Annotated in this window: 12 protein-coding genes; 1 reads left to right on the top strand and 11 read right to left on the bottom strand. The window is 35.9% G+C overall.

What is annotated here, in order from left to right; genetic code table 11:
• Positions 1 to 9: 9 nt before the first annotated feature.
• The 5 genes from ACFSFY_RS08325 to ACFSFY_RS08305 all read right to left on the bottom strand — a co-directional run bounded on the left by ACFSFY_RS08325 (position 10) and on the right by ACFSFY_RS08305 (position 4,351).
• The gene (locus ACFSFY_RS08325) at positions 10 to 546 is read right to left on the bottom strand and encodes a DUF420 domain-containing protein (RefSeq protein WP_381537084.1); all 537 of its coding nucleotides are present in this window, start codon (positions 544 to 546) and stop codon (positions 10 to 12) included.
• Positions 547 to 749: 203 nt separating this feature from the next.
• The gene (locus tag ACFSFY_RS08320) at positions 750 to 1,520 is read right to left on the bottom strand and encodes an amino acid ABC transporter ATP-binding protein (RefSeq protein WP_381537083.1); all 771 of its coding nucleotides are present in this window, start codon (positions 1,518 to 1,520) and stop codon (positions 750 to 752) included.
• Between the two features lie 36 nt (positions 1,521 to 1,556).
• Positions 1,557 to 2,213 (bottom strand): amino acid ABC transporter permease, encoded by a 657-nt coding sequence (locus ACFSFY_RS08315; protein ID WP_381537081.1) that lies wholly within the window; start codon positions 2,211 to 2,213, stop codon positions 1,557 to 1,559.
• Positions 2,214 to 2,246: 33 nt separating this feature from the next.
• Positions 2,247 to 3,401, bottom strand: a complete 1,155-nt coding sequence (locus tag ACFSFY_RS08310; protein WP_381537079.1) for a saccharopine dehydrogenase family protein — start codon at positions 3,399 to 3,401, stop codon at positions 2,247 to 2,249.
• An 86-nt stretch (positions 3,402 to 3,487) separates the two neighbouring features.
• Positions 3,488 to 4,351, bottom strand: a complete 864-nt coding sequence (locus tag ACFSFY_RS08305; protein ID WP_381537077.1) for a transporter substrate-binding domain-containing protein — start codon at positions 4,349 to 4,351, stop codon at positions 3,488 to 3,490.
• 452 nt (positions 4,352 to 4,803) lie between these two features.
• On the opposite strand from ACFSFY_RS08305, the gene ACFSFY_RS08300 reads away from it, so the two are divergent.
• Positions 4,804 to 5,481 carry a GntR family transcriptional regulator gene (locus ACFSFY_RS08300; RefSeq protein WP_381537075.1) on the top strand — a complete coding sequence of 226 codons (678 nt, stop codon included), beginning with the start codon at positions 4,804 to 4,806 and terminating at the stop codon, positions 5,479 to 5,481.
• Between the two features lie 278 nt (positions 5,482 to 5,759).
• On the opposite strand, the gene ACFSFY_RS08295 is transcribed toward ACFSFY_RS08300, so the two are convergent.
• The 6 genes from ACFSFY_RS08295 to ACFSFY_RS08270 all read right to left on the bottom strand — a co-directional run bounded on the left by ACFSFY_RS08295 (position 5,760) and on the right by ACFSFY_RS08270 (position 11,721).
• Positions 5,760 to 6,404: a metal-dependent hydrolase gene (locus ACFSFY_RS08295; protein ID WP_381537074.1), complete on the bottom strand. Its 645-nt coding sequence runs from the start codon at positions 6,402 to 6,404 to the stop codon at positions 5,760 to 5,762.
• A gap of 170 nt (positions 6,405 to 6,574) precedes the next feature.
• On the bottom strand, positions 6,575 to 8,020 hold the full coding sequence (locus ACFSFY_RS08290) for an aldehyde dehydrogenase family protein (RefSeq protein ID WP_381537072.1): 1,446 nt from the start codon (positions 8,018 to 8,020) through the stop codon (positions 6,575 to 6,577).
• Positions 8,021 to 8,073: 53 nt separating this feature from the next.
• A complete protein-coding gene (locus ACFSFY_RS08285; RefSeq protein ID WP_381537069.1) occupies positions 8,074 to 8,829 on the bottom strand; it encodes an SDR family NAD(P)-dependent oxidoreductase in 756 nt (251 codons plus the stop codon).
• A 60-nt stretch (positions 8,830 to 8,889) separates the two neighbouring features.
• Positions 8,890 to 9,957 (bottom strand): tartrate dehydrogenase, encoded by a 1,068-nt coding sequence (locus ACFSFY_RS08280; protein ID WP_381537067.1) that lies wholly within the window; start codon positions 9,955 to 9,957, stop codon positions 8,890 to 8,892.
• 16 nt (positions 9,958 to 9,973) lie between these two features.
• Positions 9,974 to 11,248: a TRAP transporter large permease gene (locus ACFSFY_RS08275; RefSeq protein WP_381537065.1), complete on the bottom strand. Its 1,275-nt coding sequence runs from the start codon at positions 11,246 to 11,248 to the stop codon at positions 9,974 to 9,976.
• On the bottom strand, positions 11,245 to 11,721 hold the full coding sequence (locus ACFSFY_RS08270) for a TRAP transporter small permease (protein ID WP_381537063.1): 477 nt from the start codon (positions 11,719 to 11,721) through the stop codon (positions 11,245 to 11,247). The genes ACFSFY_RS08275 and ACFSFY_RS08270 overlap by 4 nt, the downstream gene beginning before the upstream one ends.
• Positions 11,722 to 11,774 lie beyond the last annotated feature (53 nt).

Here is an 11,774-nt window from a genome sequence, read left to right as displayed (position 1 = left end):
ATTCAATTTTCAGTAATATGGACTAATGAGAATATAAACAAGAACACCCGTAAAACTTACATACAGCCAAATCGGCATTGTCCAACGGGCAATTTTTTTATGGCGTTCATTTTCCATATTCCAAGCTCGTGTTACTGTTGTAAGAGCTAACGGAACAATGGCTGCTGCAAGCACAATATGGGTAATTAAAATAAAGTAATAAAAACCTGCTAAAAATCCGTCTCCACCAAAAGGAGTTGAGGGCGCGAGATAATGAAAGGACACATAAGAGACTAGAAATAAAAATGTTGTTCCAAATGCAGCGTAAATGAATCGCTTATGTACTGATACCTTTCCTTTTAAAATTGCAACAAGTGCACAAACTAAAAAGATAAACGTAAACGTATTAAATATTGCATTCAAAAGGGGTAAAATCGTTACATCAAAAGCATTAAAGTCTTCCACACCAGGCACTCCAGAAAGTATACCGATAGCGCCAATCAGTACGACTGATAATAGTATGATAAGTGGTCGATAATTTCTCTTTTTAAATGGTTTTCCATTCATAAACTCAACACTCCAATACATTTCTTTTATCCAATTTAATAAGTTTATCACAATATAATAAAAAGAAGCGTTTTTGCATTAATATTTGTTTTGTTGTCATTAACTTATGTCGAATTTATGGTTTTTCAATAGTATACAAATAAATAAAAAAGAATTGTGTTTTTATCCCAGACCTCTGAGATAAAAATACAATTCCGTAAAATTCATTTTACTTCTATTACTTCTTCTTCGACTTGCCTCAAAAACTTTTTCGTGCGTTCTTCTTGAGGATTTTCAAATATCTGTTTCGACGTTCCTTGTTCAACAATTACGCCACCATCCATAAATATCACACGATCCGCTACCTCTTTCGCAAAATTCATTTCGTGGGTAACGACCACCATTGTCATACCTTCTTCTGCTAAAGCTTTAATAACTTGAAGAACTTCACGAACAAGTTCTGGATCCAGTGCAGACGTTGGTTCATCATAAAGCATAACTGTGGGACTTAGCGATAACGACCTTGCTATCGCAACACGTTGTTGTTGTCCACCTGATAATTGAGCGGGATAATGATTGGTACGATCTCCTAAACCTACTTTTATCAAAAGTGCTTCTGCCAATTGTCGAGCATCCTCTTTTTTCGCACCATGAATCGTTAGTGGACCTTCCATGACATTTCCAATTGCTGTTTTATGAGGAAAAAGATTAAAGTTTTGAAAAACAAAGCCCGTCCGCTTTCTCATTTCACGAATATCTTTTTTACGATGTCTATCATTCTTTTTAGAAGCATCTACTTTGTAGTCCCCTATTTTAATGATTCCCTCATTAGGTTCTTCTAAAAACGTAATGCATCGCAAAAGTGTTGATTTTCCTGAACCGCTTGGCCCCATTATTACAACTACTTCACTTTCATTTACAGAAAGATCGATTCCTCTTAACACAGGATTATCGCCAAATGTTTTTTTCAGATTTTCTATTTCTATAACAGCCAAAGCAGTCACCTCCTTTTTCTATATCTAACAACTTCCTTAGCGTGCTAAGTGCTTGGAACTATTTCTTTCCAATCGATCAAGCAAAGCCGTAAAGAACGAAATAATCACCCAATAAATCGCTGCTGCTACTAAGTAAATTGTTAGCGGTTCAAAGTTGATAGCTATTATTAAACTTGACATTTGAAGTAATTCTGTAACTGTTATGACAGAGACAAGTGATGTATCTTTTATTAGCGTAATAAAAGAGTTTGAAAGTGTAGGAATCGCAATCCGCAAACTTTGTGGAAGAATTATTCTTCTTAGCGCTTGCCAATAAGTCATTCCCATCGACATAGATGCTTCCATTTGCCCCTTATCTACTGCAAGAATTGAAGCTCTAAAGGATTCTGATAAATATGCACCAGCATTCAAACTTAGTGCTAAGATACCCGAAGGAATTGGTTCCAAAGTAATTCCTATTTGCGGTAGACCGTAGTAGATGACAAATATCTGAACAAGAAGCGGAGTTCCCCTGATAATAGAAATATATGCACTAACTATTCCATAGGCAATTTTCACTTTTGCAACTCTTATCAAAGCAGTAAAAAATCCAATAAACAGTGAAATAATGATTGATACGCCCGATAAGAAAATAGTCATTAAAGCAGCTTTTAATAGAGATGGTAATGAATCAATAACAATCGTGAAGTCCATACAATATCCCCCTTTCAAAAAAAGATGCTAATGTTAGTCAAGTACTTCTTCTTTATATTCAAATGAAATTCCCAGTCCTTCTAGTTCGTCTATAAATGGTTGGAATCTATCATTTATAATAACTTCTTCAACTGCGACAATCCCTGTTTCTGTAACACTTTTATTAGCAATCCATTTTGCAAACACAGCTGCTGGAAGAGCTGTTGTTTTAGCCATTGATGTAATTCCACGACCATGATCATATAAGTCAATCATATCCCATTGATGTTTCACTTTCTTACCGTTTTTCTTACCTGTTACTTCTACTCGAACTACTGTAATATCTTCATTTGAAATTCCAGTCATTTTTGGTAGTAAGATTTTCTCAGAAATCGCACGTGGAGTAGTAACAATACCTTCAATTTCCAATGGAGTATCATCTAGGTAACCAAGTTCAGCAAGTACCCTCATTTTATTCCAATGGCCAGGATAACGAACTGTTTTCTCATACAGTTTTGTAACTTTATCTTTAAGTGTGTATGCCGTACTATGTGCATCTGTTACTACGGCCTCACAAAGACCTACAGGACTAGCAAATGTCAATTCTTCCAAACCTGATAAAGGCGGTAATTCTACGAGGTTACCATTCTCTGCAGCAAGAGCCGGTTTACCATACAGCCCCAAAACACTTTCAAGTCTAAAAACGACTTGATACCAAAGAGGTTCAACTGGGTGTCTAGGAATACCTCCACAAATCATTACTGCTTCTTCTGCTTCATCTAATAACTCAATACCCTGCGCAGCTAAAAAGTTCGTGATTCCCGGTGCAACTCCACAACCTGGAACGATTATGATGCCAGCATCTTGTGCTTCCTTATGTAATTCTTTTTTCTCGACGTATTTTGAACCAACGAGATCTACTAAGTTACATTTCTGTGAAATTGCTGCTTTTATAGCAGGGAGACTTAATGAGTGCGGAAGACATGCAACGGCTACATCCGCATCTTTAAGAACTTTAGCAATATCTTCTTCAGAAGCAAGTGAAGCTACTCTTCCACTAACTTTTTCACTATTAGCTATTTCGATACATTTATCAATACTTTCTTGTCTAACATCTACTGCAGTTATTTTATCAATACCATCGAACTTAGCTAGTTCACTCACAACCGTCGTACCAATCATTCCTGTTCCCAAAACTACTATGTGCATTTTTAATTTCCTCCGCTCTATTATTTGAATATTATTTATTATAGGGTAATTCGTGATATTTCCGAATTACCCTATAATAAAAGGAATTAACTTTCTAATGGATCCGTTCCAAACCATTTTTTGTAGATTTCTTTATATGTGCCGTCTTCTTTCATTTCGCTTAATGTTTCATTCATTTTTATAACAAAGTCTTCATTTCCTTTGTTAATGGCCATTCCAATTTCGTCAACGTTTACAATTTCACTTGCAATTTTAAGAGGTAAACTTTGTTCTTTGATATTGTAACTGATCAATAATTGATCATTAATAATTACATCTAAACGTTTGTTTGCAAGATCCTGTACATAATCACTCATAGCTTTGTACAATTTAACATCTGCACCTTCTACGCTTTTTGCAACTTCTTCAAATGTTGTACCGCCGCCAACACCAACTTTTTTACCTTTAATATCTTCAAGCTTTGTAATATCCGTGTTATCTTCGCGTGTAATTAGTACTGATCCTGTAATTACATATGGATCCGTAAAATCTACACTCTTTTTACGTTCCTCTGTTACAGTCATTTGTCCAATAATTACATCAAACTTATCTGCTTTCAGACCACCAATTAAACCATCCCATTTTGTGGCAATAAACTTAGCTTCTACACCTAAACGTTTTGCGATTTCGTTAGAAATATCAACATCAAAACCTTGGAATTCATCTTTATCATTCAAGAAATTGAATGGAGGGTAAGTACCTTCAAATGCTACATTTAAAGTCTTAGAACTTTCCAGTCTAGTTAATACTGGTCCCAAAGTATCTTCTGTTGTTTCAGTTTCTGGTTTAGTTTCCGGTGTTGTTGTAGTATCCGTTGCCGTCTCTTTATCTTTGTCATCCGTATTTCCACAACCTGCCAAAACTCCTAAAATAACTAAAGTGAAAATTGATAATAATAATTTCTTCTTCAAATCATGACCTCCCCATATTCTCTTTTGTTTTGTAAGCGTCTTCATATTATTTATAAACTCACTCCCTCCGTAAAAAATTTACATTGAGGTATTTATCTATCAGTCTCACTAATGTACTTCCATTTTGTAGACCAATATTGGTTATCATACCCCCACGAAGTCTTAATTGTCAATGTCTTTTTTATCAGGCACTTAGTAATATTCAGATTTCCAACATTGTCCTGTTAAGTATAGAAAACACTATGGTTATGGAAAACATTGTCGATTCACTCCTTTTCTTATCGAACTTCTATATCACGCTGCGCAATCGTTGTTGCTCAAGGTTGTAGAACAATGTATAATTCAAACTACATCATAAGTATTAGAATAATTAATTTTTATACGAGGTTTATTATGCATCTTATAAAGATTACTATTATCTTATAAACGCAGTAAAGGAAGGTGTCCAATCAATGACTAGAAAACAATCTGTTGAACAATTGATATATAACACTTTAAAATCAGCAATACTTTCACGAAAACTAGCGCCTGGAAATCAGCTCGTAGAAACGGCTATTTCAAACCAACTCAATGTAAGTCGTACACCTATTAGAAATGCCATTCGAAAACTTTCAGCAGAAGGGCTCGTAAACAATATCCCAAATAAAGGGGCTTTTGTTGTAAATCCGACTAGAGATGAAATTATTCAAGCGTATAACTTAAGAAAAGAGCTTGAAATCATTGCCGTAAGGGATGCTATAACTTATCTTACTGAAAATGACTATAAAAGAATGGAACAGTCGATAAAAGACGAAAACATTGCATTAGAAAATAAGCACTTAATGAACTATCTTGAGTCAAATAAAGTATTCCATATGATCATTGCTGAGCGATCGGAAAATAAATATTTAGTTGAATTTATCGAGAAATTAATTAACCAAACAAATATTTACTTAATACTATTTGATTCATTCTTCGAAGAACTATCAACTACTCCCAAAAGTCCCATTGGACACGCACTCATTATTTCCTTATTGAAAAAGAAAGATTTACCTGGCTTAAAAGAAACGCTAACTTTACACTATCAATTTGCAATTGAGAGCCTTGCATTAACTGACAGAGTCTATCAAAATGTCGATGAATTATTTTGATATGACCTAAGGTAACGTTCAATCTACCTATACAGATAAAACTACTTAGAAAGTAGATAAATTAAAAGATGCTATGAATGGATACGATTTTACATCGTACTCATAGATAGCATCTTTTATGTTTATTATTCTACTCGTGCATAGTTTCAAGTAATTATGAATATACTGTAAGTCATAGAGACGCGGCACTTCTCTATCCCGTGCTGGGGCACATTCGACGGAAAGTGGAAAACAATACCACACCTATCCAACTGAGGATTGCTCAGTAGTGCCGCATTTTAGAACTCTCTATTCCAAATCGGTGCAAAAAGCCTAACCCCTCTTCGATTCATTGGCAGCCACTTCATGTCTGCTATTAAATGACTTATGTAACCTACCATCCCCACAATAAACAATCCTTCTAGATTCAATGCTTCTTGAGCCATATACAAAATCACACTAAAAAAAACGAGTCCAATAATAGAATGTGTATACGAACGATGTGGTAAAAATGATGCAATTACAATATATATACCTACTAATATAATCCAATAACTCATATCCACTGCTATTCCACCTAGTATGATTCCCACACCGGTAAATGACAACATCCTTTTCTGAGTTATAACTGAGGATAATAGGATCATTACACCACCGATTAAAATTCCTCCCCAAATTTGAAAATCAATCTTCATTGCCATAAATGATTCAAAAAGGGAATAAAGCATAACGCAAATCCCCATAATCATTAAAGGCATTTTTATGAGACTTTTTGATAATGTGATCTTATTACTTGCAAGCCCATTCGTATCTAGGTCTGGGAATAAACCTGCTACCCCTCCAACAACTGCAAATACACCAATTGTAACGGGCTCCGCTTGAGTATATAACCCAATGCCAACACCTGCTGCTATTCCTAATGTTAAATGTGAACTGCCTTTCATTTATACCAATCCTAACCTACTCTTTTTAATTTATATTTCACAACATCTTTGAAACTCAAATGTTCAACACTGTGCTATAACCGAATACATAATCTCGATAAAACAAATCTTTAAAAAATCCCTCACCTGATTTTCAGGTGAAAGGGATTGTTCATTCTGTTTAGAATCGCTTAATATTTTAATGCAATATTTTTGAGTGCTGTATAGTTACGTAGTGCTTCGATACCCTTTTCACGCCCAAATCCGCTTTTCTTAAATCCGCCGAAAGGCATTTGAACACCGCCACCAGCACCATAATTGTTTATAAAGATTTGACCGGCGCGTACTTTACTCGCTACACGATGAGATCTAGCACCATCTTTTGTCCAAATACCTGTTACAAGACCATATTCTGTGCCATTTGCAAGGCGAATCGCTTCTTCCTCATCTTTGAACGTGAACACGCACACAACTGGACCAAAAATTTCTTCTTGAGCAACATAACTATCTGCTTGTAAATTATCTAGAACAGTCGGTTTGAAAAAGAACCCATTTTCAAGTCTCTTGTCCGTCGCTCTTTCCCCACCGACTAAGAAATTAGCATTTTCATTTCGTGCAATCTCCATAAATTGTTCAATGCGGTTGTATTGGTTTTCATTCAAAATTGGACCTATGTCTGAATCATCTACGCCATGTCCTATCGTTAACTTTTCAATCTTTTGGACAAGCTTTTTAACAAATTCATCTTTAATAGACTCATGAATGATTAGTCTCGACCCCGCTGAACATGTTTGACCTGCATTTTGTATAATGGAACGTAAAACCCATTCGACCGCGTCTTCTTGATCACAATCGTCAAATACAATATTCGGTGATTTTCCACCAAGTTCTAACGTGACAGGTGTGATATTTTTAGCGGCTGAAGTCATTACGGCTGAGCCTGTTTGAACAGAACCCGTAAACGTAATGTGATCTAAATCAGGATGATTTGCAAGTGCTAGACCAGCTTCTTTTCCATACCCTGTTACTAAATTAAAAACGCCTTTTGGCAACTTTGTACGATCAATAATTTCTGCCAACTTGATAGCTGTTAAAGGCGTATCTTCTGCGGGTTTTGCAACTACCGTGTTGCCAGTTGCTATTGCAGCCGCTGTACTTCTCGACAAAATTTGAAGAGGATAATTCCATGGAATAATATGTCCTGTAACCCCAACTGGTTCACGTAATGTGTAGTTAAGAATACCCGCCTGTATTGGAATTGTTTCGCCGAACATCTTGTCTGCTGCACCGGCATAATATTCAAAATACAAAGCCGCGGCTTCCACATCTTTCCTTGCTTGGGAAATTGGTTTACCAGTGTCCAATGTTTCCAAAAGTGCTATTTCCTCTTTCTCTTTCAATAACTCTTCAGATATTTTATAAAGAATCCGCCCACGGTCAATCGGAGCAAATGTATGCCACTCTTCCGACTCAAATGTCTCCCTGGCAACTTTCACAGCATACTCGATATCTTCTGTAACTCCTCTAGGAATAGATCCTAATACTTCACCAGTTGCAGGGTTTTTCGTTTCAATTACTTCTTTACTAACACTTTCAACCCACTCGCCATTAATATACATCAAATGATTCTCACTCATCTCGTAAAACACCTTTCTCATTCATAAAAGCGGAACACTACCGCTGAATACTGTTAAATACCGCGTCCACCATCAACATTCAAAACACTACCCGTAATCATCGTTGCCAAATCGGAACTTAGATAGACTATGCTATTCGCTATATCTTCAGGAATAATAAGTCTACCAAGAGGAACACTTTTTTTGAAAATGTTTTCTTTCGCTTCCTCTACATTTGTACCGGTTGCTGTAAACTCACCAAGCATTTGCGTATCTGCTGGACCTGGATTAATGGCATTAACCCGAATATTATAAGGCGCTAACTCGATTGCCAAAGCTTTTGTTAATGATATCGTTGCACCCTTTGAAGCAATATATGCATTTAATCCTGGTCTCGGTCTTTCAGCCGAAATCGATGCAATATTAATAATCACACCTTGTCTTTTCTTTTTCATAAAAGGAACTACAGCACGAGAAGTTAAAAATACAGAGGTCGTATTGATATTTAAAATACGATACCAATCTTCAAGTGTTACGTTTTCAATCTCTGTTGCAGCTTGAGCAATACCAGCAATATTGACTAATACATCCACTTGCCCATAAGTTTTTACAGCTTGTTGAACTGAAGAATTAACGCTCTCTTCAGATGTAATATCCGTTTTAATTACAAGAAGATCTTCTTTGTATTGTTCTTTTAAAGCTTGTAAGGAATCTATGTTAATATCCAGGCCCACTACTTTTCCACCGAAGTTTAGAACTTTTTCAACAGTAACTCTTCCCATACCTCCAGCAGCACCTGTAATAACAACTACTTTGTTTTTCAAGTTCATTTGCAATTCCTCCTATTATTCAACTTAATACATCCGAGATTATTCTCCCGCTGTATTAAGTTAAAATTGTTCTTCTATTGCATTTGCAATTGCATCCCCTAATTGTTCGGTAGTGCTTGTACCACCGAGGTCTGGTGTAACAATTTGGCCTTGCATAATCACTTTTTCGATAGCATTCATAACAACTGTGGCCAGGTCTTCCCTACCTAGATGTTCAAGCATCATTGCTGCAGACCAAATTTGGGCAATTGGATTCGCAATGCCTTTTCCTGCAATATCTGGTGCAGATCCGTGAATCGCTTCAAACATTGAAGGGAATTCTCTTTCTGGATTGATGTTTCCTGAAGGAGAAACGCCCAAACCGCCAACAAGTGCTGCTCCTAAATCCGTTAATATGTCCCCAAATAAATTTGAAGCAATTACAACTTCATAAGATTCAGGTTTTTGAATAAAATAAGCAGCTAACGCATCGATGAAAACACTTTCGAGTTCAATTCCCTCATAATTATTAGCTACTTTTTCTGCTACTGTATCCCATAATTTCATTGAGTGAATAATCGCATTGGATTTCGTCGCACTTGTTACTTTTCTAACATTGTTTTTTTGAGCATACTCAAAAGCATACTTTGCAATTCTTTCAACACCTTGTGCCGTAATCACTGTATTTTGTATTGCCATTTCTTGTGATTGTCCATCATAAAGACTACCGCCAATATTTGAATACTCTCCCTCGGCGTTCTCCCTAAATACAACAAAGTCGATCGGAGCATCACTTTTTAATGGTGATTTTATTCCAGGTAGCTGTTTAATTGGACGCATATTCACATATTGTTTGAATTGTTTTCGTATGGGCATGATTAGTTGCCAAATTGATATTTCGTCTGGAACACGAGAATCACCAATTGCTCCAAAAAGAATTGCATCGAATTTTTTTAGTTGGTCCAATCCATCCTCTGGCATCATAGTATTGTGTTTCAGGAAATACTCACTATTCCAATCGAATGTTTCTAAATCTAATTTAAATGTTTCATCCATTTTTTCCAATCGATTTAAAACTTTAATAGCTTCATTAGTCACATCCGGTCCGATACCATCACCCGGTAAAACCGCAATTCGGTAAGTAGTCATCTATATACCTCCACTTTTACTTTTGTAATCCCACTAGGAACAAACTAATCCCTGGTATGAATGATATTATAATGATGTCTAAAATCATTATTATTAGGAAAGGAACAATTGCTTTCATTAAACTTTCAAATTTTGTACCCGCAATATTTGCTGCAACAAACAAGTTAATACCAACAGGTGGTGTTATAAAACCAATTGCCAAGTTGAAAATCATTATTATACCAAAATGAACAAGATCTATTCCTAAAGCACTAACAATTGGAACTAAAATTGGTGTTAAAATAATGATTGCAGCAGAAGTTTCCAAGAATACCCCAACAACTAATAGTAGAGCGTTAATAATCAACAAAGCAATAATCCAGTTATCGGTTACTCCCAGCATTAATTCCGTTAGTTCTTTAGGAATTCGAGCACGTGTTAAATAATAACCAAATGCAGAAGCACCACCTATTATGAACATGATTACTGCCGAAATGACAACTGAAGAAGAGAATATTTCGACTAAATCAGTAAATTTAATTTCTTTATACACAAATATTCCTACAATTAAGCCATACATAACCGCTATAACAGCGGCTTCTGTAGGTGTAAAAAAACCACCATAAATTCCACCTAATATAATAACCGGCATAAGAAGAGCTAAGATTGCGTCATATAATGCCTTAAGGAAATCTTTAAAAGAAAAAGCTTCCCCGCCACCGTATCCTTTGATTAATGAAATCGCGTATACAAGTATTAGTAAAGAACCTACTACTAAAAGTCCTGGTAAAATACCCGCAATAAATAGTGAGCTAATAGAGACTCCAGCAGTTACACCATATAAAACTAATGGAACACTTGGGGGAATCATAACTCCAATAGTTCCTCCAGCAGCTTGAACCGCTGTGGAAAAACTTTTGTCATACCCTTTTTTAACCATTGCTGGAATAAGGAGCGAACCTACTGCAGCGGTCGTTGCTGCTGCTGATCCCGAAATTGCCGCAAAAAAAGCACATGCGATTATAGAAACAATAGCTAACCCGCCATTCACGCGACCAAACATAACATTTGCCAAATGAATCAACCTTTTAGAAATACCGCCATTCTCCATTAGCTTTCCAGCAAGTATAAAAAATGGAATCGCTAAAAGCGGAAAAGATGCTACTGAATTAAACATCCTTTGCATAAGTACTATCAAAGAAACTTGTCCATCTACAAAAAACACAACAGCTGCAGATAAACCCAAAGCGACAGCAATAGGCACATTAATAAGAAAAAGAACAAGAAGCATGATAAATAATAGTGCTGTCATACTGTCTTACCTCCAGTCTTAATTTCTTTAACGAATAGATGAACTAAGTTTATGATTAAAAATAATCCACTAATTGGAATTACAGAATATACATATCCCATTGGGAGTCTAAGCACTGGTGTTAATTGGGTTAACGATTGTCTAACTAAGTCGTATCCTTGAATAACCATGATTAGATAAAAAGAAATACTAGCTACTGTTGCCACGACAAATAATACCTGTCTAAGTTTCAAAGGAAACAAATCTGTGAAAAATTCTACACCAATATGGGCTTTAAGTGACATTGCATAAGCCGCACCCAAGAATGTCAGCCATACTAAACAGTAAACTGCTAATTCTTCTGTCCAAGAAAGTGGCTGTTTAATTACAAATCGGAATATAACTTGTGCAAAAACAGACAATGTCAATACAGCCATGATTACATTAAGTAAATGTTTTAATGTCAAGTTCATATATCCAATAAACTTATCCACTTAAATCCCTCCCATTGAATAGAAAAAAGGAGAAACAATCTCTCCCCTTTTAC

This window comes from Sporosarcina siberiensis (genome assembly GCF_042681925.1).
Lineage (GTDB): Bacteria > Bacillota > Bacilli > Bacillales_A > Planococcaceae > Sporosarcina > Sporosarcina siberiensis.
The sequence above is the reverse complement of the archived record's forward strand: the minus strand, read 5'-3'. Positions and strand labels throughout refer to the sequence as shown.

Excerpts from the sequence above, each read along its gene's own strand:
- ACFSFY_RS08290 (WP_381537072.1), bottom strand. The coding sequence starts at position 8,020 with ATGAGTGAGAATCATTTGATGTATATTAATGGCGAGTGGGTTGAAAGT.
- ACFSFY_RS08285 (WP_381537069.1), bottom strand. The coding sequence starts at position 8,829 with ATGAACTTGAAAAACAAAGTAGTTGTTATTACAGGTGCTGCTGGAGGT.
- ACFSFY_RS08275 (WP_381537065.1), bottom strand. The coding sequence starts at position 11,248 with ATGACAGCACTATTATTTATCATGCTTCTTGTTCTTTTTCTTATTAAT.
- ACFSFY_RS08310 (WP_381537079.1), bottom strand. The coding sequence starts at position 3,401 with ATGCACATAGTAGTTTTGGGAACAGGAATGATTGGTACGACGGTTGTG.
- ACFSFY_RS08300 (WP_381537075.1), top strand. The coding sequence starts at position 4,804 with ATGACTAGAAAACAATCTGTTGAACAATTGATATATAACACTTTAAAA.
- ACFSFY_RS08325 (WP_381537084.1), bottom strand. The coding sequence starts at position 546 with ATGAATGGAAAACCATTTAAAAAGAGAAATTATCGACCACTTATCATA.
- ACFSFY_RS08315 (WP_381537081.1), bottom strand. The coding sequence starts at position 2,213 with ATGGACTTCACGATTGTTATTGATTCATTACCATCTCTATTAAAAGCT.
- ACFSFY_RS08280 (WP_381537067.1), bottom strand. The coding sequence starts at position 9,957 with ATGACTACTTACCGAATTGCGGTTTTACCGGGTGATGGTATCGGACCG.
- ACFSFY_RS08295 (WP_381537074.1), bottom strand. The coding sequence starts at position 6,404 with ATGAAAGGCAGTTCACATTTAACATTAGGAATAGCAGCAGGTGTTGGC.